18 protein-coding genes are annotated in these 21,381 nt (G+C 64.5%); 10 read left to right on the forward strand and 8 right to left on the reverse strand.

All coding sequences use genetic code 11. The features are described 5' to 3' along the window. The first annotated feature begins 17 nt into the window (after positions 1-17). Positions 18-1,016, forward strand: a complete 999-nt coding sequence (locus LB571_RS27690) for an ABC transporter ATP-binding protein (protein ID WP_140719415.1) — start codon at positions 18-20, stop codon at positions 1,014-1,016. Positions 1,017-1,288: 272 nt separating this feature from the next. Here LB571_RS27690 and LB571_RS27695 read toward each other — a convergent pair whose 3' ends face one another. From LB571_RS27695 to LB571_RS27715, 5 genes are all read right to left on the reverse strand, one after another. Further along, positions 1,289-2,134 (reverse strand): fumarylacetoacetate hydrolase family protein, encoded by an 846-nt coding sequence (locus LB571_RS27695; RefSeq protein WP_140719413.1) that lies wholly within the window; start codon positions 2,132-2,134, stop codon positions 1,289-1,291. A gap of 164 nt (positions 2,135-2,298) precedes the next feature. Continuing rightward, entirely contained in the window at positions 2,299-3,030 is a 732-nt protein-coding gene (locus LB571_RS27700) for an SDR family oxidoreductase (RefSeq protein ID WP_140875984.1), read from the reverse strand. Between the two features lie 288 nt (positions 3,031-3,318). Then, on the reverse strand, positions 3,319-5,691 hold the full coding sequence (locus LB571_RS27705; RefSeq protein WP_224599573.1) for an aldehyde dehydrogenase family protein: 2,373 nt from the start codon (positions 5,689-5,691) through the stop codon (positions 3,319-3,321). A 68-nt stretch (positions 5,692-5,759) separates the two neighbouring features. Next, the gene (gene deoC / locus LB571_RS27710; protein WP_127871140.1) at positions 5,760-6,806 is read right to left on the reverse strand and encodes a deoxyribose-phosphate aldolase; all 1,047 of its coding nucleotides are present in this window, start codon (positions 6,804-6,806) and stop codon (positions 5,760-5,762) included. A 208-nt stretch (positions 6,807-7,014) separates the two neighbouring features. Further along, complete coding sequence (locus LB571_RS27715) at positions 7,015-7,842, reverse strand: ferredoxin--NADP reductase (RefSeq protein WP_224599575.1); 828 nt, start codon at positions 7,840-7,842, stop codon at positions 7,015-7,017. A gap of 219 nt (positions 7,843-8,061) precedes the next feature. Between LB571_RS27715 and LB571_RS27720 the strand changes: the two genes are divergently transcribed. The 4 genes from LB571_RS27720 (at position 8,062) to LB571_RS27735 (ending at position 13,926) form a co-directional block, all read left to right on the forward strand. Next, positions 8,062-10,146, forward strand: a complete 2,085-nt coding sequence (locus tag LB571_RS27720; protein WP_224599577.1) for a hydantoinase/oxoprolinase family protein — start codon at positions 8,062-8,064, stop codon at positions 10,144-10,146. A 1-nt stretch (position 10,147) separates the two neighbouring features. Then, positions 10,148-11,857 carry a hydantoinase B/oxoprolinase family protein gene (locus LB571_RS27725; protein ID WP_224599579.1) on the forward strand — a complete coding sequence of 570 codons (1,710 nt, stop codon included), beginning with the start codon at positions 10,148-10,150 and terminating at the stop codon, positions 11,855-11,857. Between the two features lie 107 nt (positions 11,858-11,964). Further along, positions 11,965-12,741: an ABC transporter substrate-binding protein gene (locus LB571_RS27730; RefSeq protein ID WP_224599581.1), complete on the forward strand. Its 777-nt coding sequence runs from the start codon at positions 11,965-11,967 to the stop codon at positions 12,739-12,741. A 54-nt stretch (positions 12,742-12,795) separates the two neighbouring features. After that, positions 12,796-13,926 carry an aminomethyltransferase family protein gene (locus LB571_RS27735; RefSeq protein WP_318011713.1) on the forward strand — a complete coding sequence of 377 codons (1,131 nt, stop codon included), beginning with the start codon at positions 12,796-12,798 and terminating at the stop codon, positions 13,924-13,926. A 103-nt stretch (positions 13,927-14,029) separates the two neighbouring features. Here LB571_RS27735 and LB571_RS27740 read toward each other — a convergent pair whose 3' ends face one another. From LB571_RS27740 to LB571_RS27750, 3 genes are all read right to left on the reverse strand, one after another. Beyond that, positions 14,030-14,686, reverse strand: a complete 657-nt coding sequence (locus tag LB571_RS27740; RefSeq protein ID WP_140660263.1) for a methionine ABC transporter permease — start codon at positions 14,684-14,686, stop codon at positions 14,030-14,032. Then, complete coding sequence (locus LB571_RS27745; protein WP_224599585.1) at positions 14,667-15,749, reverse strand: methionine ABC transporter ATP-binding protein; 1,083 nt, start codon at positions 15,747-15,749, stop codon at positions 14,667-14,669. The genes LB571_RS27740 and LB571_RS27745 overlap by 20 nt, the downstream gene beginning before the upstream one ends. An 82-nt stretch (positions 15,750-15,831) precedes the next feature. Beyond that, complete coding sequence (locus LB571_RS27750; protein WP_224599587.1) at positions 15,832-16,686, reverse strand: MetQ/NlpA family lipoprotein; 855 nt, start codon at positions 16,684-16,686, stop codon at positions 15,832-15,834. A gap of 464 nt (positions 16,687-17,150) precedes the next feature. Here LB571_RS27750 and LB571_RS27755 point away from each other — a divergent pair, with 464 nt between their 5' ends. The 5 genes from LB571_RS27755 to LB571_RS27775 all read left to right on the forward strand — a co-directional run bounded on the left by LB571_RS27755 (position 17,151) and on the right by LB571_RS27775 (position 21,367). After that, complete coding sequence (locus LB571_RS27755; protein WP_224599588.1) at positions 17,151-17,633, forward strand: hypothetical protein; 483 nt, start codon at positions 17,151-17,153, stop codon at positions 17,631-17,633. A 195-nt stretch (positions 17,634-17,828) separates the two neighbouring features. After that, on the forward strand, positions 17,829-18,923 hold the full coding sequence (locus LB571_RS27760; protein WP_015314631.1) for a transporter substrate-binding protein: 1,095 nt from the start codon (positions 17,829-17,831) through the stop codon (positions 18,921-18,923). Continuing rightward, entirely contained in the window at positions 18,920-19,567 is a 648-nt protein-coding gene (locus tag LB571_RS27765) for an ANTAR domain-containing response regulator (protein WP_224599589.1), read from the forward strand. Before LB571_RS27760 ends, LB571_RS27765 begins: the two co-directional genes overlap by 4 nt. Continuing rightward, positions 19,545-20,450 (forward strand): ABC transporter permease, encoded by a 906-nt coding sequence (locus LB571_RS27770; protein ID WP_224599590.1) that lies wholly within the window; start codon positions 19,545-19,547, stop codon positions 20,448-20,450. The genes LB571_RS27765 and LB571_RS27770 overlap by 23 nt, the downstream gene beginning before the upstream one ends. Then, a complete protein-coding gene (locus tag LB571_RS27775; RefSeq protein WP_224599591.1) occupies positions 20,447-21,367 on the forward strand; it encodes an ABC transporter permease in 921 nt (306 codons plus the stop codon). The genes LB571_RS27770 and LB571_RS27775 overlap by 4 nt, the downstream gene beginning before the upstream one ends. The last annotated feature ends 14 nt before the right edge of the window (positions 21,368-21,381 follow it).

Genomic DNA, 21,381 nt, shown 5'->3' on the forward strand with positions numbered 1-21,381 from the left:
CAATTTGGAGGACTGCCGTGGGCTCGCTGAAAATCGAGAACGTGAAAAAGGCCTTTGGGCCGGTCGAGGTGCTGAAGGGCATCGACCTCGAAGTGACGGATGGCGAGTTCGTCGTCTTTGTCGGCCCTTCGGGTTGCGGCAAGTCGACATTGCTCCGGGTCATCGCCGGTCTGGAGGATTCGACCTCGGGCCGGGTGCTGATCGATGGCGAGGATGTCTCGGTCACCCCGCCGGCGAAACGCGGCATCGCCATGGTGTTCCAGACCTATGCGCTCTATCCGCATCTGACGGTGAAGAACAATATGGGCCTCGGCCTCAAGCAGGCGAACACGCCGGCGCCGGAAATCGATCGCCGCATCGGCATCGCCTCGTCCATGCTGTCGCTGGAGCCCTATCTCGAAAGACGACCTGCGGAACTTTCCGGCGGCCAGCGCCAGCGCGTCGCCATCGGCCGCGCCGTGGTGCGCGAGCCGAAACTGTTCCTGTTCGACGAGCCGCTGTCGAACCTCGACGCGGCGCTGCGCGTCAACACGCGGCTGGAGATCGCGCAGCTGCATCGCCGGCTGAAGGCGACGATGATCTACGTCACCCACGACCAGGTCGAGGCGATGACGCTGGCCGACAAGATCGTGGTGCTCAATGCCGGAAAAATCGAGCAGATCGGCGGCCCGATGGAGCTCTACAATTCGCCGGCAAACGAGTTCGTCGCCGGCTTCATCGGCTCGCCGAAGATGAATTTCGTCGACGGCGCCCGGCTCGGTGAGACAGCCAGGACCATCGGCGTGCGGCCGGAGCACCTGACCGTCGATCCGAAATCCGGCGCCTGGAAGGGCACGGTCGTGCATGCCGAACATCTCGGCGCCGACACCAATCTCTATCTGGATTGCGAGAAGGCCGGCCTGATCACCGTGCGGATTTTCGGCGTGTACGACGCGGAGCCGGGCGCCACGCTCTATGCGACGCCCGATGCGGCGAAGACCTATCGGTTCGGCGCTGATGGGACGACGATAAAGTAGATACGTCGGCGCGTCTTCTTTCCTCTCCCTCCGGAGGGGGGAGAGGTGGCGCCGCGAAGCGGCGACGGAGTGGGGGAAAGCGCTTCTTCCAAGCGCGGTCGCTGAAAAGCAGGCGCAACCCCAGCGAGTGCTTAGTCTCTCGCCGAGCAGTCGACCCCCCACTCCGTCGAGCTTCGCTCGACACCTCTCCCCCGATCGACGGGGGAGAGGAAAGGCGCGAAACCGTCTTCTCTCCTTCCGGAGCACCACAAGGAGGGAACGAGAAGTTACGCTTACAAATCGGCCTTGAACGTCTGCTTCTGCTGCCCCAATCCCTCGATCCCCAGCTCCACGACATCGCCGGCCTTCAAGAACACCGGCGGCTTCATGCCGAGGCCGACGCCGGGCGGGGTGCCGGTCGAAATAATGTCGCCGGGGTGCAGCGACATGAACTGGCTGAGGTAGGAAACGAGATAGGCAACGCCATAGACCATGGTCTTGGTCGAGCCGTTCTGCATCGTCTTGCCGTTGACCGTCAGCCACATCTTCAGGTTCTGCGGGTCTGATACTTCGTCCTTGGTCACCAGCCACGGTCCGGTCGGGCCGAACGTGTCGCAGCTCTTGCCCTTGGTCCACTGGCCCTGGCGCTCGGCCTGGAAGGCGCGTTCGGACACGTCATGGGAGACGCAATAGCCGGCGACATGGTCGAGCGCGTCGGCTTCGCTGACATATTTGGCGGTTTTGCCGATAACCACGCCGAGCTCGACTTCCCAGTCGGTCTTCTCGGAGCCGCGCGGGATCAGCACGTCGTCGTCCGGGCCGACGATGGCCGAGCTTGCCTTCATGAAGATGATCGGCTCCGGCGGCACGGTGGCCCCGGTCTCGGCGGCATGGTCGGAATAGTTGAGGCCGATGCAAATGAACTTGCCGGTGCCGGCGACGCAGGCGCCGAGGCGCGGCTTGCCGGAAACCGCCGGCAGCGACTTCGCATCGAGCTTCGAAAGCATGTCCAGCGAGGCCGGATGAAGTGTCGTGCCGGCAATATCGGCGACATGGGCGGAGAGATCGCGGATCGTTCCATCCGCATCGAGCAGGCCGGGCCGTTCGCTTCCCACCTCGCCATAGCGCAGCAGTTTCATGCATCTTCTCCTGATTGCGGCCTCGTGGCCGTTCTACAAACTCTCCGCCGGGGCGGCCGTCTCTGGAACCGGGCGGACCCTAGCCATCGGCCTGCTTCACGACAAGCGCGAACAGCCTGTATTGGCGGCCGGCGATCCGATGTCCGGTTGTCTCAAGGCAGCGCTCAGATCGACCAGCCGCCGTCGATATTATAGGCCTGCCCGGACGTGTAGGTGGCGCCGGCCAGGTAGACGGCGAGATCGGCGATCTCCTCGGGCGTGCCGAGCCGGCCCATCGGCTGGCGGGCGATGAAGGCGGCGCGGGCGGCGTCATAATCGCCCTGGGCGTGCATGCGGTCCTGCAGCGACGGGCTCTCGACCGTGCCGGGGCAGATGGCGTTGCAGCGTATGCCCTTGCCGACATAGTCGGCCGCGACCGCCTTGGTCAGCCCGATGACGGCGGCCTTGGTGACGCCATAGGCGAAGCGGTTCGGCACGCCCTTGGTCGAACTGGCCAGCGAAGCCATGTTGATGATCGACCCGTCGCCACGCTCCAGCATGCCAGGCAGCACCGCCCGGATGGTTCGGATCATGGCGCGCACGTTGAGATTGAAAGCGAAATCGAGATCGGCGTCCTTCATCTCCAGGATCGAGCCCGAATGGACGAAACCGGCGCAATTGAACAGCACGTCGACGGCGCCGATCTCTGCAAAGGCGGCATTGACCGCCTCGTCGTTGAGCACGTCGACCTTGCGGGTCTTGATCCCTGATGTGTTGGCGAGTTCCGCCAGCAGCGTCTCGTTGATGTCGGTGGCATGGACGGTGGCCCCAGCCTTGGCGAAGGCCAGCGCGCTCGCCTTGCCGATGCCTTGCGCCGCTGCCGTGATGACAACGACCTTGCCTGTCAGATCCGCCATGCTTTTTCCTCGCCTGCTTGGGTCAATTGCCTTTATCGGCGGCCGGCGAAAACGTCATGTGCCAGTCAGGCGCGATTGTGCGGCCTGTGCCAGTTCACTGATAAAGATGTTTTTTCTCGTTAAAGAACATATGGCCAGGCGTCAAGCCCGATCGCGATCCCTGTGTGACATGCCCTAGAGCCGGATGATTTCAGGTCGAGTCGACCTGAAAGCTGAATCCGTCTCTAAATCAAAAGGATAGAGCATGATGTCGTCCGAAAACCGCTTCACACTTTTCGGCATCATGCTCTAGTCGCCGTAAGGCACCCAGACATTCTTCACCTCGATGGCACGGCGCAGAAAAACGTCGCCGGCGGCTTCTTCCGAGGCCCAGTCGAGGCTGCGGCCGTTGCCGCTCCAGACGCGTTTGAGGTTGCCGATGGACTCGGCTTCCGCCTTGGCGCAGGTATCCGCGTCGGCGACCAGCCACAGTCCGTCGACGTCGTCGTGCTTGGCCAGCACGCCGGCAAGCTCCGCAGTGCGTCCGGTGACGATGTTGATGGCGCCGGCCGGCACATCGGAATATTCGATGACCTGATAGAGATCGGTGGCCAGCAACGGATACCGTTCCGAAGGCACGGCGACCACCGTGTTGCCCATGGCCAGTGCCGGCGCGACCAGCGAGATGAAGCCGAGCAGGGGCTGATTGTCCGGCGCGACGATGCCGACGACGCCGACCGGCTCATGCAGCGCCAGCGTCACGGCACGCGCCGGCGGCTGGTGCACGCGTCCCTCGAACTTGTCGGCGAGGCCGGCATGGAAAAACAGCCGTTCGACCGAGAGCTCCACCTCGTCCCGCGCGGCCTTGGTGTTGGCTCCGGTCAGTTCGGTGAGCCGGGCGGCAAATTCTTCCGCGCGCCCGGAAAGGTTCTCGGCCAGGTAATAAAGCACCTGCGACCTGTTATAAGCGGTCGCCTCCGGCCAGCTTTTGCAGGCGCGGGCAGCCGAAACCGCATCGCGGATATCCTTGCGGCTGCCGAGCCCGACTTCGCCGGCGAGCTTGCCCTTGGCGGTGGCGACGGCAAGCGAGTAATTGCCGTCCGGCCGCACCTGCTTGCCGCCGATGAACAGCTTCGCGGTGCGATCGATAGCGACGCCGTCCGCCTGTTCCACGGGCTGCGCCGACGATGGCGCCTGCTTGATGACCGGGCCGAGCGGCAGTTTCGCCGCCAGATATTCGAACATGCCCTCGCGCCCGCCCTCGCGCCCGAAACCGCTCTCGCGATAGCCGCCGAAGCCGCAGGCGGCGTCGAACATGTTGGTGCCGTTGACCCAGACCACGCCAGCCTTCAGTTGCGGCGCGACATGGAGCGCCAGGTTGACGTTCTCGCTCCACACCGAGGCTGCGAGGCCATAGCGCGTGTTGTTGGCGAGTTCGATCGCTTCCTCGGTGTTGCGGAAGGTCATGGTGGCGAGCACTGGCCCGAACACCTCTTCCTGCGCCAGAATATTAGCCGGCGAAACACCGGTGGCGAGCGTCGGCAGGTGATAGTAGCCGGAAGACGGCAGCGTTGCATCCGGCTGCCAGCAGACGGCGCCCTGGCGGGCACCTTCGGCGATCAGTCCCTTGACCCGGTCGAGCTGGGTCAGGTCGACCAGCGGACCGATATCGGTGTTCTTGTCGAGCGGGCTGCCGACACGCAGCCGGCTCATCCGTGTCTTGACCTTGGCGATCAAGGCATCGGCGATGCCTTCCTGCACCAAAAGCCGCGAACCGGCGCAGCAGACCTGGCCCTGGTTGAACCAGATGCCGTCGACCAGGCCCTCGACAGCGCTGTCGAGATCGGCGTCCTCGAAGACGATGAAGGCCGACTTGCCGCCAAGTTCCAGCGACAGCTTTTTCCCTGAGCCCGCAGTGGCCTTGCGGATGATCTTGCCGACTTCCGAGGAGCCGGTGAAGGCGATTTTCTGGATGCCGGGGTGGTTGACGATCGCCGCGCCCGCTTCCGGACCGCCCTGCACGATGTTGACGACGCCTTTCGGCACGCCGGCGCGCTCGCAGATCTCGGCGAACAGAATGGCGGTGAGCGGCGTGAACTCGGCCGGCTTCAGCACCACGGTACAGCCCGCCGCAAGCGCCGGCGCGATCTTCCAGGCCAGCATCAACAGGGGAAAATTCCACGGGATGATCTGGCCGACGACGCCGACACCCTTTTGGCCGGGAAAATCCCTGTCCAGCGCCTGCGCCCAGCCGGCATGGTGAATGAAATGGCGGATCGCCAGCGGCACGTCGATGTCGCGGCTTTCGCGGATCGGCTTGCCGTTGTCGATCGTCTCAAGCACCGCGAACAGCCGCTGGTGGCGCTGCATGGCGCGGCCGATGGCGTAGAGCACTTTCGCGCGCTGGTATCCGGAACTGGCGCTCCATTTCGGCAGCGCCTTTGCGGCGGCCGCAACCGCCGCCTCAATGTCGGCGGCATTGGCATCGGACACCTTGGCCAACAGCTTGCCGGAAGACGGCTCGCTGGTGTCGAAGGTCTTGCCGCCTCCGGCCGCTTTCCAGTCGCCACCGATGAACAGCGCTTTGGAGAAATCGCGCCCGGCCAGCCAGGCATCGGCCTCGTTGCGAGCCTCCGGCGCCGGGCCGTATTCCATGGCGTGATAGCGTTCAAGGACGTTCATCAGGTTCCTCCTTCACCCTCCCCCTTGTGGGGAGGGTCGATCGGCAAAGCCGATCGGGGTGGGGGTGCTCAAGCCATTGCGTGGCGATGATTGGCCGAATAATGCCCGGTCAGATGATGCTCGAGCTGACGTTCGATATCGGTCAGCAGGCTCGAGGCGCCAAAGCGGAACAACTCGGGCTCCAGCCATGGACGGCCGAGCTCTTCCTTCATCAGCACCAGCCAGTCGAGCGAGACTTTCGCGGTCGAAATGCCGCCGGCCGGCTTGAAGCCGATGAGATAGCCTGTCTCCTCGAAATAGGCCCTGATGGCGCGCACCATGGCGAGGCCGACAGGCAGTGTGGCATTGACGCTTTCCTTGCCGGTCGACGTCTTGATGAAATCGGCGCCAGCCATCATCGCCACCATCGAGGCCAGCATGACGTTGCGCAGCGTTGCGAGGTCGCCGGTGCCCAGAATGACCTTGAGATGCGCGTCACCGCAGGCGGCCCGCATCGAGACGATTTCATTATAAAGCTCGCGCCACTTGGCGCCGAACACCAGGCCGCGCGGGATGACGACATCGATCTCGTCGGCGCCGTCCTTCACCGAGGCCTCGATCTCCTGCAACCGGGTCGACAGCGGGGCCAGCCCATGCGGGAAGGCGGTGGAGACCGCGGCGACATGGATGCCGGTGCCGCGCACCGCGTCCACGGCCGTGGCGACGAAGGGATGGTAGACGCAGACGGCGGCGGGCCGGATGGTTTCGCCCGCAATGCCGAGGCCTTCCATGATGTCGCGGCGCAGCGGGTTGATCGCCTTGGCGCAGAGCCGGCGCACGCGCTCCTCGGTGTCGTTGGAGTTGAGCGTCGTCAGGTCCATGCAGGCGATCGCCCGCAGCAGCCAGGCGGCCTGGTTGTCGGCCTTGATCGAGCGCCGCTTGGTCAGGCTGGCGACGCGGCGTTCCAGCGCGGAGCGGTTGACGCTGCGTACCGATTCGAGAAAACCGAGGTCGAGTTTCAGGCCAGGATTGCGCGCGATGTGATGGTCCAGCGGCACCGGCGTGTTGGCGGCGGCGCGCGCGGGCAGCGGCGTCACCTTGGTGCCAAGATCGGCTTCGCGGATTGTGCTGCTCATCTCTGCCCTTTCCTTCAGCGGCGTGCGCTTGAGATCGCGCGCATCGTTCTCCCAAAGCCGTCGACAGTTTTGGGTGACACGCACGAAGATAGCCCGCGAAGTCGCGCTTCACGAGTCCTCAAGCGAGGGATAGCTGAAAAAGGCCGCGAAAGCAGCTGATTTTTGACCGGAAGGTCAAAACCAGCTTTCTGGGAGACGCGAACTGGCCTCAGCCGACGAAGGCGCGTTCGACGACGAAGCTCGAGGGATGGCTGAGCGAACCTTCCTGGAAGCCGAGGCTTTCGGCCAGCTCCTTGACGTCCTTCAGCATGTGCATCGAGCCGCAGATCATGATGCGGTCGGTTTCGGGATTGAGCTGTTCGATGCCGAGGTCGCTGTAGAACTTGCCGGAGCCGATCAGTGCGGTGATGCGGCCCATGCGCGCCGACTCTTCGCGGGTCGTCGAATTGTAGAGCGTGACGCGCCCAGTGGTCAGCTCGCCGATCAGCGGGTCGCTTTCGAGCGCCGCCACCAGCTCCTGGCCGTAGATCAGCTCGGCATTGTCGCGACAGGTGTGGGTCAGGATCAGCTGGTCGAACTTCTCGTAAGTGTCGGGATCGCGCAGCAGGCTGGCAAAGGGCGCGATGCCGGTGCCGGTCGAGATCATGAACAGGCGCTTGGCGGGGGTCAGCGCGTCGACGACCAGCGTGCCGGTCGATTTCTGGCGCATGATGACGGTGTCGCCGACCTGGATCTTCTGCAATTCGGAGGTCAGCGGGCCATCCGGCACCTTGATCGAGAAGAATTCCAGCTCTTCGTCCCAGGCCGGGCTGGCGACGGAGTAGGCGCGATACACCGGCTTCTCGGCATTGGGCAGGCCGATCATGACGAATTCGCCCGAGCGGAAGCGCAGCGACTGCGGCCGGGTGATGCGGAACGAGAACAGCCGGTCGGTATAGTGTTTCACCGAGACGACGGTCTCGGCATAGACATTGGCCGGAATCGGAAACTGCAGCGGACGGGCTTCAGCGGTGTTGAACGCGGGCGTGGTGTTCATCGATTCCAACCTTCTCGCCCAATGAGAGACGCGGGCGCCAAACTTTCCCGTGCGCGCCCGAACCATTCAGGTTCCGGCATGCCATGCACACTACCGAAGCGGTAAGCTCTTGTGTCCGGAATTTATTAGTATACAAACGATATTTGCGTCAAGATGCCGTCGTAAAACACCTTTCCAAACTGCGGCATATCCGTAGTCCCAGCATTTCGGGTTTCGACAATGAAAGAGAATTTTTCGGTGCAGCCGCCGGATTCCCTGGGCAGCGTCGTCGCCGGCATCGATGTCGGCGGAACCTTCACCGACCTGCTCCTGATCGACGGCAAGGACGGTGGCAAGGTGTATCTGGCCAAGACCCCGACCACTGTCGACAACCAGGCCTTTGGCGTGGTTGCGGCGCTTGGCGCCACCGGTTTTCCGATCGACGGCATCGACCTCATCGTGCATGGCACGACCACCACCACCAATGCGGTGCTGGAGCGCCGGCTGGCCAAGACCGGCATGATCACCACGCGCGGTTTTCGCGACGTGATCGAACTCGGCCGGCGGACGCGGCCGCAACCCTATGGCATGACCGGAACCTTCGTCCCAATCATTCCGCGCAACCTGCGCCTCGAAGTGTCGGAGCGCGTCGAGGCGTCGGGTGCGGTGCGCACGCCGCTCGATGAAGCCGAGATGCGCGAGGCGGTACAGGCGCTCATCGCGGCCGGCTGCGAATCCCTCGTCATCCATTTCCTCCACTCTTACGCCAATCCCACGCATGAGCGGCGCGCCGCCGAGATCGCCGCCGAAGCCTGGCCGAACGGCTACATCACGTCAGGCCATGCGCTGCTGTCGGAGGCGCGCGAATTCGAGCGCGGGGTGACGGCCTCGGTCAACGCCTCGGTGCAGCCGATCCTGGAGCGCTACGTCGAGCGGCTGCGCAAGGAATTGGCCGACAAGGGCTATGCCCGCGACTTCCTGATCATGAACGGCAATGGCGGCATGATCTCGGCCCGTTTCGTCACACGTGAATCGGCCAAGACGGTCATGTCGGGCCCCGCCTCCGGCGTCATCGCCGCCGCCTATACCGGCAAGCGCGCAGGCTTCGAAAACCTTGTCACCTACGACATGGGCGGCACCTCGACCGACGTGGCGCTGATCCGCAACGCCGAACCGGCTGTCTCGAACGAGATCGAGATCGAATATGCCATGCCCATCCATGTGCCGATGGTGGCGGTGCATACGGTGGGCGCCGGCGGCGGCTCGATCGCCCGCGTCGATGCGGCCGGCCTGATCCAGATCGGCCCGGAAAGTGCCGGCGCCAATCCCGGCCCGATCTGCTATGGGCGCGGCGGCACCGAGCCGACGATCACCGACGCCAACCTCGTGCTCGGCCGGCTGGCGCCGAAGAAGCTGCTCGCCGTCGAAAACCCGGTCACATCGGAGCGCGTCACCAGGATTTTCGAAGACAGGATCGGCAAGGCAACCGGCCTGTCGGGTGTCGAGGCGGCGGGCGCTGTCCTCAGGCTCGGCAACATGAAGATGGCCGGCGCCATCCGCATGGTGTCGGTGTCGCGCGGCCATGATCCCCGCGATTTCGCGCTGTTCGCCTTCGGCGGCGCCGGGCCGCTGCATGCGACGGCGCTCGCGCGCGAACTCGGCCTGCCCAAAGTGCTGGTGCCGGCGCGGCCCGGCATCACCAACGCGCTCGGCTGCGTCGTCGCCGATCTGCGCCATGACTTCGTCAACACCATCAACCAGCCCGTGGCCGTGCTGGACGAAAGCCAGCTTCACCAAGTACTGGAACGGCACCGGAACGAAGGCGAAGAGCTGATCGCCAAGGAAGCGGTGAAGCCGGAAACGATCCGCGTCACCCACTCCGCCGACATGCAGTTCGTCGGCCAGACCCACATCATCAACGTGCCGCTTCCGTCCGCGTCGGTGAACCGGAGCCAATTGCAGGCGTTGTTCGAGAAAGCCTATTTCGCCCGCTTCAAGGTGGATCTGCCGGAAATCCGCGCCAACCTCGTCAACCTCAACACCTCGGTCACCGGCGTGCGACCGGCGATCGACCTGTCGCGGCTGATCGACCCGGCCGGGCGGGCAAGGACGCTCGACGGGGCGCGGCGCGAGATCCGACCGGTCTGGTACGCCGGGCGCTGGCACGACACGTCGGTTTACAGCAGGGAAAAGCTGCCGCTCGATGCAGTCATCGAAGGGCCGGCGATCCTCGAACAGATGGATGCGACCACCGTGCTCGAACCCGGCGACCGCGCGCGCTCGGATGCCGACGGCAACATTATCATCGACATTGGCGAGGCCTGACATGTCAGTGGATAGCGCAAAGCTCGACGCCATCACGCTTTCGGTGCTCCAGGCCGCTTTGCAGCAGGTCTGCGACGAGATGGACCTGACCTTTTCCCGCGCCGCCTTTTCGCCTGTGATCGCCGAGGCCAATGACCGCTCGGACGGCATCTATTCCGCCGTCGACGGCTCGCTGATCGCGCAAGGCAGTCAGGGCCTGCCGGTGTTTGTCGGCGTCATGCAATATTCGACCAGGACGGTGATCGAGATGATCGCCGACGGCCGCTGCCTGGCCCCGGAGCCGGGCGACATCTACATCGTCAACGATCCCTATCTCGGCGGCACGCATCTGATGGATGTGCGCTTCGCCATGCCGGTCTATCGCGGTGAAAAGATCTTCTGCTGGTTGTCGAACACCGGCCATTGGCCCGACATCGGCGGCTCCGTGCCCGGCGGCTTCTCCGCGTCCGCGACCGCTGTCGAGCAGGAGGGTCTGCGGCTGCCGCCGGTAAAACTGTTCAAGAAGGGCGTGCTCGACCCTGAAATCTACGCCATCATCTGCTCCAACATCAGGGTCGCCGACCAGCGCATCGGCGACATCCGGGCGCAGGCCGCCGCGCTGTTGATCGGCCAGGACAGGCTCAATGGAATCCTGGATCGTTACGGAGACGAAACCGTTGTCGAGGCGATCGCCGAGCTACGCCGCCGCGCCGCCGAGCAGATGCGCGCCAATATAGCGGCCATTCCCGATGGCACCTACCGCTCCAAGGCTTTTGTCGATTCCGACGGGGTGGTCAACGAACCGCTGACCATAGCGCTCGCAGTCGACAAGAAGGGCGACACGCTGACCTTCGACTTTTCAGGATCGTCAAAGCCTTGTGCGGGACCGATGAACAGCGTGCTGGCGACGACCCTGTCCTCGGTTTATCTCGCCATGCGCCACATCTTTCCGGACGTGCCGATCAGCGCCGGCGCCTTCGAGCCGCTCGAGGTCAAGCGGCCGGAAGGCACTTTCCTCGACGCCAAATATCCCCGCCCCGTGTCTGGCTGTGCGGCCGAAGTCTCGCAGCGCATCGCCGAGGCGGTGTTCGCGGCGATGGTGCAGGCGCTGCCCGACAGGGTGACGGCGGCCCCAGCCGGCTCCAGCGGCAATTTCGCGCTCGGCGGCAATGATCCGGCGCGCGGCCGCGACTACGTCATGTACCAGATATCCGGTGGCGGCTATGGCGGCAATTCGGGGCATGACGGCCTGACCAATGGCTGCTCGACCATCGGCATTTCCAAGTCGCCGCCGGTCGAGATCATGGAGCAGGCCTTTCCGGTGCTCTATCGCCACTATGCCTTGCGCGAAGGCTCGGGCGGCGCCGGCAAGCATCGTGGTGGTTTTGGCCTCGCCTATGAGGTCGAGATCCTGCGTGGCGAGGCGCGCGCCTCCTTTGTCATGGACCATGGCCGTTTCGGTCCGCAGGGCGCCCTTGGCGGTCGGGATGGCGAGCCCAACAGCGTGACCGTGTTCCGCAACGGCGAGGAGCATGTGCCGCCGCACCTCTCCAAGGAGCAGGACATCCCGCTGAAGGCCGGCGACCGCGTGCGCGTCGGCACTCCGGGTGGCGGCGGCTATGGCGATCCGCGTGAGCGCGATCCGGAACTGGTCGCACGGGACGTCCAGCTTGGTTATTATACGACGGAGCAAGCCAGGGATCTGTTCGGGGCCGACGCACAAGGAACCTGACCGGACGCGGACTGCCCCGCGCCGTGATCGCCGCGGCACATGTCGTTTCCGTCTCCGCCGGGAGCATGAAAGCCCGTAGACTTCGCCGGTCAATGGAGATCTGGACCATGCGTCTTTTCGGTCGTTTCGTGCTTGCCGCTTCCGTAGCTTTTGCGCTCGCAACCGGTGCTGCTTCCGCCCAGGAGAAAAAGCTGAGGCTCGGTACCGAGGGTGCCTACCCGCCCTTCAACCACGCCAATGCCGACGGCACGCTGGGCGGTTTCGACATCGATCTCGGCCAGGCGCTGTGCGCGCAGATGAAGGTCGAATGCGAGTTCACCGTACAGGATTTCGACGGCTCTATTCCGGCGCTGCAGGCCGGCAAGTTCGATGCCATCATCAACATCACCATCACGCCCGAGCGGGCTGAAAAGGTCGAGTTCACCCACAAATACTACCAGACGCCGCCGGCCATCGCGGTGCCGAAGGACTCGACCATCGCGGGCACCTCGCCGGACGATCTGAAAGGCAAGGTGCTGGGCGTGCAGAGCGCCACCATCCACCAGAATTTCGCCGAGCAGAAATATTCGGGCTCGACCGTCAAGGCCTACCCGACCGGCGACGACGCCCGCACCGACATGGTCAATGGCCGCCTCGACGCGATGATGGACGGCTCGATCATCCTCACCGAATGGCTGAAGAAGCCCGACGGCGCCTGCTGCAAGCTGCTCGGCACGCTGACGGCCGATCCGGCCATTCACGGCCCGGGGGTCGGCATTGCGCTGCAGAAGGGCAACAAGGAACTGGCCGGCAAGTTCAACGCGGCAATCGACGCGCTGCGCGCCAACGGAAAGTACAAGGAAATCAACGACAAGTATTTTTCATTCGATGTCTACGGGAGTTGATCCCGGTACCAATCGAGCTCGGCGGCGCCACCCGGCGCTGCCGATTTTTTATGAATGATGGAGATTTTCTTGGCTGAGCGTCGCTCCCCTTTCTACAGCAGCATCGTTGGGCTGGGGGCGACCATGGGTCGGGTCGGCGGCGATTTCATCTCGGCCAAACATTATTCCGGCATCGCCGACGAACATTTGAATACGCGTAAAAATGTCGGCGTGCAGGACCTCAGCACCATGGGCAAGATGGACATCAAGGGTGCCGGCGCGGAGGCGCTGGTCAACCATGTCATTGTCAATGACGCCGCGGCGATGAGGCCGGGCCAAGTACGCTATTCCACCGTCTGTCGGGAGGACGGCGGCATCATGGACGACCTCACCGTGTTCCGGCTGGGCGCGGAGCATTTCATGCTGGTCACCGGTTCGGTCAACCGCCTCAAGATGCTGCCCTGGCTCCAGCATCATGCGCAAGGGCGCAGGGCCTATGTCACCGACATCACGGCCGCCGTCGCCTTCCCCACCATCCAGGGCCCGCGCTCGCGCGATCTCTTGAAGGCGATGATTTCGGACGCCGATCTCGACGGATTGAAGCGCTGGGCCTTCACATCAGGCCATATCAACGGAACGCGGGTCCTGATCTCCCGTACAGGCGTGACCGGCGAACTCGGCTTCGAGCTGTTCGTGCCGGCCGACGAGGCGACCTCGGTTTGGGACGCACTGATGCGCACTGGCCAAGCTTTCGGCTTGAAACCCTATGGCGTGCTGGCAATGTTCACGCTCGGCCTGGAAAAGGCCTATCCGGCGCACGGCATCGACATGGACGAGACGCGCACGCCGTTCCATGTCGGCCTCGACCGCTGGATCAAGTTCGATAAGGGCGATTTCATCGGCCGGGACGCGTTGCTCGAGGTGCGCGACGAGAGCCTCGACGAGCGCTGGACCGGGCTGATCCTCGACGGCGACAAGCCGTCCGCGACGGATGCACGGGTGATGGCCGACGGCGAGGACGCCGGCGTGGTCACCTACAGCGACCACGGCTATTCCCTGGGCAAGGTGCTGGCGACAGCGCATTTGCGATTGCCCTTCACGGCCATAGGCACGGAACTTAGCATCGATATTGACGGCAAGCCGACCCGCGCGGTGGTGGTGCCGATGCCGTTCTTCGACCCGGAAGGGGCGAGGCTGAGGGGCTAGCGCGGCTTGGCTGGAAATCGTTGTGGTTCTCAAATTACTTATGGTGACCATCGCCGACGCTCCATGAGAAGCTCATGGTCGGCCCTGAATACCAGCCGGCTCACTATCCCCGCCGATCCAGCCTCGCCACCAGCCGGTCACCCACCCACTGGATGCCGCAGACCAGGATGATCAGCACGATCACCACGGCGACCATCACCGACGTCTCGAAGCGCTGGTAGCCGTAACGGATGGCAAGGTCGCCGAGGCCGCCGGCACCGATGGCTCCTGCCATCGCCGAGGCGCCGACCAGCGTCACCAGCGTCACGGTGAAGCCGGCAACGATGCCGGGGAGCGCCTCGGGCACCAGCACTTCGCGGATGATGGTCCAGCGATTGCCGCCCATGGCGCGCGCCGCCTCGATCAGTCCGTGGTCGACTTCGCGCAATGACACTTCGGCGATCCGCGCATAGTAGGGCGTGGCGGCGATCGACAGCGGCACGATGGCCGCCCATGTGCCAATCGAGGTGCCGACGATCAGCCGCGTCACCGGGATCAGCGCCACCAGAAGGATGATGAACGGCACCGAGCGGAAGCCGTTGATCACGGCGCCGAGCACGCGGTTCACCCAAGGGTTTTCGGCGATGCCGCCGCGTTCGGTGGCAATCAGGGCCAGCCCGAGCGGCAGGCCGAACACCAGCGAGATCAGGCCGGAGGCGGCCGTCATCAGCACCGTCTCCCAGATCGATCGCAACAGAAGCTCAAACAGGACCGGCGACATGGCCAAGCACCTCCACCCGCGCCTGGCGGGATTTCAGGAATGTGATGATTTCTGCGAGATGGTTCGCATCGCTGCCGGGAACGGAAATGAACAGCGTTCCGACCGGCTGCTGCTGGATGTGGTCGATGCCGCCATGGACGAGGCGGAAGGGACCGGGCACGGCGGCCGCAAGGTCGGACAGCAGCGGCTCGCGCGCCGCCTCGCCCGCCACGTCGACGCGCAAGACCGTTTCGGTGCCGGCTCCCGGCAGCAGCCGCGCCGCCAGCTCCGGCGGAAGTTGCGGCCGGATGGTCCCGAGCAGGCGTCTTGTAATGTCCGATTGCGGATCGGCAAATACCGACCAGACCGGCCCTTCCTCGACGATGCGCCCGGCGTCGATCACCGCCACGCGGTCAGCGATCGAGCGGATCACCTCCATCTCGTGGGTGATCAAAAGGATGGTCAGGCCAAGCTGGCGGTTGATATCCTTCAGCAGGGCGAGAATGGAGCGCGTCGTCTCCGGGTCGAGCGCCGAGGTCGCCTCGTCCGACAGAAGCAGCGCCGGCCGCGCGGCAAGCGCTCGGGCAATGCCGACGCGCTGTTTCTGGCCGCCGGACAGCGACGCCGGGTAGGCTTTTGCCTTCTCCGACAGGCCGACGAGATCGAGCAGCTCCGCCGCCCGCTTCAGCCGCTCCGTCTTCGGCCGGCCCTCGATCTTGAGCGGCAGCGCCACATTGTCCTCGACGATCTTGGCCGACAGCAGGTTGAAATGCTGGAAGATCATGCCGATGCGCCGCCGCAACGGCTGCAACTCGCGCTCGCCAAGTCGGCTGATCTCGCGACCTTCGATGAACACCTCGCCGGTGTCAGGCCGCTCCAGTCCGTTCAGGCAGCGGATCAGGGTGGACTTGCCAGCACCGCTGCGGCCGATGATGCCGAGAACCTCGCCCTTGCGCACCGTCAAGGTAATGCCGTCGAGCGCCGCCGTTTGGCCGAAGCGGCGCTTCAGGTCGACAAGGCGCACCACGTCCTGCGTGGCGGCCTGATCCGCGGCCTCGGTGGTTGCGATAAAATGCTGGTTCATAGGCAGGTCCCGAAATGCGATCGCAGCCCGCGCATCGCGCGGACCGCTTAAGCTGTCAAAGGCACGTCGGTGCCCGCATAACTCAATAGGCGCTGAGGCCGGTGCCCTTATAGACCTTGTCGAACTCGGCCTTCACAGCCTCGTTCTGGTAGGACGCGACCAGCGTCTTCACCCAGGCCTCGTTTTCATTGCCGACCTTGACCGCGATGAAGTTGCGGTACGGATTGTCCGCGATCGGCTCCTGAGCGATGCGGTTCTCCGGCGTCAGGCCGCTCTTCAGCGCCCAGTCGGTGTTGACCACGGCGGCGTCGAGATCCTCGACCGAGCGGCCGACGATGCCGGCATCCAACTCCTTGATCTCGACCTTTTTCGCATTTTCGGCGATGTCGGCGGTGGTGGCGAGAATGCCGGTGTCATCCCTGAGCTTGATCACGCCCTCATTCTGCAGCACGCGCAGCGCCCGGCCTTCGTTGGACGGGTCGTTCGGCACGCCGATCACCGCGCCCTCCGGCAGATCGGCAACCTTGGTGTACTTCTTGGAGTAGAGGCCGATCGGCCACACGCCGGTATAGCCGACACGCACGATGTGGTAGCCCTGCGTCTTGATCTGGTTGTCGAGATAGGGCTGGTGCTGAAAGGCGTTGGCGTCGATCTCGCCGCGCTCCAGCGCCTCGTTGGGCTGGGTGTAGTCGTTGAACACCACGGTCTCGATGCTGAGGCCCTTTTCGGCTGCTTGCGCGACGACGACACGCCAGACATCCTCGTCCTCGCCGCTGATGATGCCGACCTTGATCGCCTTCTTGTCCTCAGCCAAGGACGCATGCGGCGCCATCAGGCTGCCGATCGCGACGGCCGACGCGAACAGCAGAGCAAGGCCGCTGCGGCGGGTGAGGGGTGACCATGGGGAAGAGGGCAAAGTGTTGTTGGGATCGGACATGATTGATCTCTGCGGTTGTGAAGTCATGGCAGCAAGGCGGATTGCCGAGGCTTGTTCACATCGTCAGAAATTCTACTGATTTTATCAAAGAACGTGTTTCGCCGTTCTCGGCAAAGCCGGGAATATTCTCTCAAAAAACTCAGGGATGTGAGCACAGGACGCCGCCGGGTCGACCATGACGGCGCCGCGCCATCCGGGGATGTCGGGAAGGCAGTCAAGTTTTCAACGAGCCCGCCTCTGCCGGCCGGCTGCGCAAATATCTCATGCGGTTCGATTTGAGCTTCGAGGATATCGCCCGGAAATGATGGACGGCCCTCGTTGGCTGCCGGCGGGTTCATCCATGGAAGTCAAAAAGCTTTACGGCTTGCACAGCCACTTTTTCGTGAAGCTGTGCGGGTTGATCCGACCGCCGGCTTGCCTAGGTAGAGAGGGCGGCCGGGCGCCACGCGATCTCAATAATCGGTATGACATTTTCCTGCATTCGAAAGCTTGCCCTTTCCGGCCTCATCGTCGTCATCCAGTCCTCCTGCGTCGTTCCCGACGACACGTCGCGCATCGCCAAGGTCGATCCCACGGCGGCTGCGGCACGCAAGGAGATGGTCGGCCTCAGCGAAGCCGATGTTCGAATGTGCGCGGGATTTCCGACCGCCACCGCGGATGTCGGCCAGTCCGGGCAGATCTGGACCTATAAGCGCGTCGTCCAGCGCGGCAATCTCAGCGTCGTCGTTCCTGCCTTGGCCGTGGGGGCGATCCCGACGGTCGGCGGTTCCGTCAATGTCGCTCCCGGCGGTTACTGCGACACGCAGGTTCGCATGGTCGGCGGCCGTGTCGCCGAAGTTGCCTACGCCGGCGACAACAACCTGCCGAACAAGCGCGACGCGCTTTGTGTCAGCACCGTGGATGCCTGCGTGGCCTATGCCCGCCAACACAGGCCGGCGGCCAGATAGCGGCAGCGGATTTCGCGGGACCAGCGATGGCCGGACACTCGGTGTTTGACGCGGATGGCGTTGAGGGCTTGACTGACCCGCCGGACCGAATACGCTAGGGCAAAATACCGGCTCTGATCGCCGGGCGGCAAACATGCCTCGTATGCCTCGCCTTTCCGGCGCTGGCTGCGGGGCATTGTCATTTTGGGGATCGGTTTGAAACGGCGCATCGAGATCGGCATCCTCTATTCCCGCTCGGGAAGCTATCAGCTCGTCTCCGACGCGTGCCGGATGGGCGCCATGCGCGCCATCGCCGACATCAACGCCGACAGGAGCTCAGGCATCGAACTGGTGCCGGTCGAGCGCGACCCGCAAAGCAACGCCGACCGTTACGCGACGCTGTGCGAAGACATCTTCAGGACCAGCAGTGCACGCCATGTCGTCGGCTGCGTCACCTCCTGGAGCCGCAAGGAGACAATCCCTGTGCTGGAGAAGGCGGGCGGCATGCTCTGGTATGCCTGCCCCTATGAGGGCTTCGAGGCCAACGAGCATGTCGTCTACATGCACGCTTGTCCCAATCAGCATCTGGTGCCGCTTATGGCCCATGTCGTGCCGCGCTTCGGCGCCAACGGTTTCCTGCTCGGGTCGAACTACATCTGGGGCTGGGAGATGAACCGCGTTGCGCGCGACCTCATCGCCGATGCCGGCGGCAAGGTGCTGGGCGAGCGCTATCTGCGCATCGGCGAGACCGACGTGTCGCGGCTGATCGCCGAGATACGCGCGACGCGACCGAACTTCATCCTCAACAACCTGATCGGCACCTCGTCCTATGCCTTCCTTGCGGCCTATCGCGATCTGGCGGGCGAGGATGCGGCTTTCAGTCCTGAATCTTGCCCGGTGATCTCCTGCAACCTGACCGAAGGCGAACTGCCGGCGATCGGCGAAACAGGCAAGGGTCACCTGTCGGTCGGACCGTATTTCGCGCCGCGGCCGGCCGCCTTCGCGTCGTCCTTCGAAGCCTCCGCTTATGCCTCGGTGCAGGTAATGGCCGACGTGCTGTCGCGCGATCCAGATGCCGGCCCGGCGGAATTTTCCAAGGCCTTCGCCGAGCGGCGCTTCTCCACGCGGCTTGGCCCGATCGCCATCGACGCCCATTCCCAGCACGCCACGCTGCCTGTCATCATAGGCCGGATCGCGGACGGCTACTTCGAAGTCGTCAGCCGGCAGCACGAGGTCGCGCCGGACCCGTACCTGTCGCGCTACGACCCCGCAAAGACATTCGGCCGGCCGCGCTTGCGGGTGGTGTCGTGACCAGAACCCCGCGCATCCCCAATCTCGGCGGCGCCAGGGCCTTTGTCCTGCATCGCCCGCACCCGACGACGCAAGCGATCACCAGGCAGTTGTCGGCCATCGGCCTTGTCACCGTGGATTGCTGGCCGGAACTGGCGCCGGAGGCGCTGGCCGCCGACTTCGTCTTCTTCGACGCCGATCTCGGCTTCGACGAACAATTTCCCTGGAAGCCGGGCGAGGCGCCGATGCCGCTGGTGGCGCTGATCGGTTCCGAGGCGCCGGGCCGCATCGAATGGGCGCTGTCGCACAAGGCCGACGCCCAGCTCCTGAAGCCGGTCGGCAATGCCGGCGTCTACAGCGCGCTGCTGATCGCGCGCCAGAGTTTCGAGGCGAGAAAACATTTAGCCGGCGAAATTGCCACATTGCGCCAGCGGGTCGCCGAACGCCAGACCATCGTGCGGGCTGTCTCGGCTTTGTCGAAAGGCGGCGACGACGACCGCGCCTATGCGCAGCTGCGCTCGCTGGCGATGAGCTGGCAGATCAGCGTCGAGGACGCCGCGCGGCGTATCGTGGCGATGATGGAGGAAGCCAAGACCGGGGAAGCCAGGACCGGGGAAGGCCAGATCGGGGAAGAGAGCGGCGATGACCAGCCCCATCGCGCCTGATCTCACGGCAGGGCGCATGCCGGCCAAGCCGCGCGCCGGCGTCTGGCGCCGGCTGGTCAAGCGCCGCCTGGCGCTGCTCGGCCTGGTCATCGTCGCCATTGTCGTCGCCGGTGCAATCCTGGCGCCATGGTTGACCGGCTATGATCCCAACGAACAGATGTTCGACGGTCTGACCATCGAAGGCTCGCCTCTGCCGCCGAGTGCGAAATTCTGGCTGGGCACCGACCTGCTCGGGCGTGACCTGTTGACCCGCATCCTCTACGGCGCGCGCACCTCGCTGATCATCGGCATCGTCGCCAACGGCGTGGCGCTCTTCATCGGCACGCTGGTCGGCGTCACCGCCGGCTATTTCCGCGGCTGGATCGGCGGCGCGCTGATGCGCTTCACCGATTTGATGATGGCGTTTCCGGCGCTGCTGCTCGCCATCTGCCTGGCGGCGGTGTTCCAGCCGAGCCTATGGATCGTCGCCATGGTCATCGCGCTGGTCAACTGGGTGCAGACCGCTCGCGTCGTCTACACCGAGACCTCGTCGCTCGCCGAGCGCGAGTTCATCGATGCCGAACGCACCATCGGGGCCGGCGCGCCGCGCATCCTGTTTCGCCACATCCTGCCGCATCTCCTGCCGACCATCATCGTCTGGGGCACGCTCGGCATCTCGACCACGGTGCTGCTCGAGGCGACGCTCTCCTTCCTCGGCATCGGCGTGCAGCCGCCGACGGCGTCATGGGGCAATATCATCTTCGAGAACCAGACCTATTTCCAGGCGGCACCCTGGCTGGTGTTCTTCCCCGGCGCCGCGATCCTGGCCCTGGCGCTGGCCTTCAACCTGATCGGCGACGCGCTGCGCGACATTCTCGATCCGACGCAAAGGGGCCGGGCATGATCGCCTATCTCGGCCGCCGGCTGATCCAGTCGCTGCTCATCCTGCTCGGCGTCTCGCTGATCACCTTCGCGCTGCTCTATCTCCTGCCCGCCGATCCGGTGCGCCAGATCGCAGGCCGCAGCGCCACGCCGCAGACGGTCGAGAACATCCGCCAGCAGCTCGGCCTCGACCAGCCCTTCGTCGTCCAATACTGGCACTATCTGACGAAGCTCGTCAGCGGCGATCTCGGCCGCTCCTACATCCAGCGCTCGGAGGTGACCGAACTCATCGTCTCGCGGCTGCCGGCGAGCCTGCTGCTGATGGTCGGGGCCATCCTGTGCGAGCTGCTGATCGGCCTCTCGATGGGCCTGATCGCCGCCGTCAAGCGCGGCACCGCGACCGACCAGACCTTGATGGTCGCGTCCTTCGTCGGCGTTTCGGCGCCGCAATTCGTCGTCGGCCTGTTGCTGCTCTACGTCTTTGCCGTGCGGCTGAGCTGGTTTCCGATCGGTGGCTATGGCACCTGGCGTCATCTCGTGCTGCCCTCGCTCACCATGGGCATCCTCGGCGCCGGCTGGTATGCGCGCATGATGCGCTCGTCGATGATCGACGTGCTGCGCCAGGATTACGTCCGCACCGCGCGTGCCAAGGGCCTGGCTCGGGGCGCCATCATCTTCCGCCATGCGCTGCCCAACGCCATCCTGCCGGTCGTCGCCATGATCGGCATCGACATCGGCATCTTCATGGGCGGCATCGTCGTGGTCGAAAGCGTGTTCGGCTGGCCCGGCATCGGCCAACTCGCCTGGCAAGCCATCCAGCGCGTCGACATCCCGATCATCATGGGCGTCACGCTGGTCTCGGCCTTCGCCATCGTGCTCGGCAATCTCCTGGCCGACATCATCGCGCCCTTCATCGACCCCCGTATCAAACTGCGATGAGCATCGAACTCAGA

Source organism: Mesorhizobium sp. BR1-1-4 (assembly GCF_020165375.1).
In the GTDB taxonomy this organism is placed as follows: Bacteria; Pseudomonadota; Alphaproteobacteria; order Rhizobiales; family Rhizobiaceae; genus Mesorhizobium; species Mesorhizobium australicum.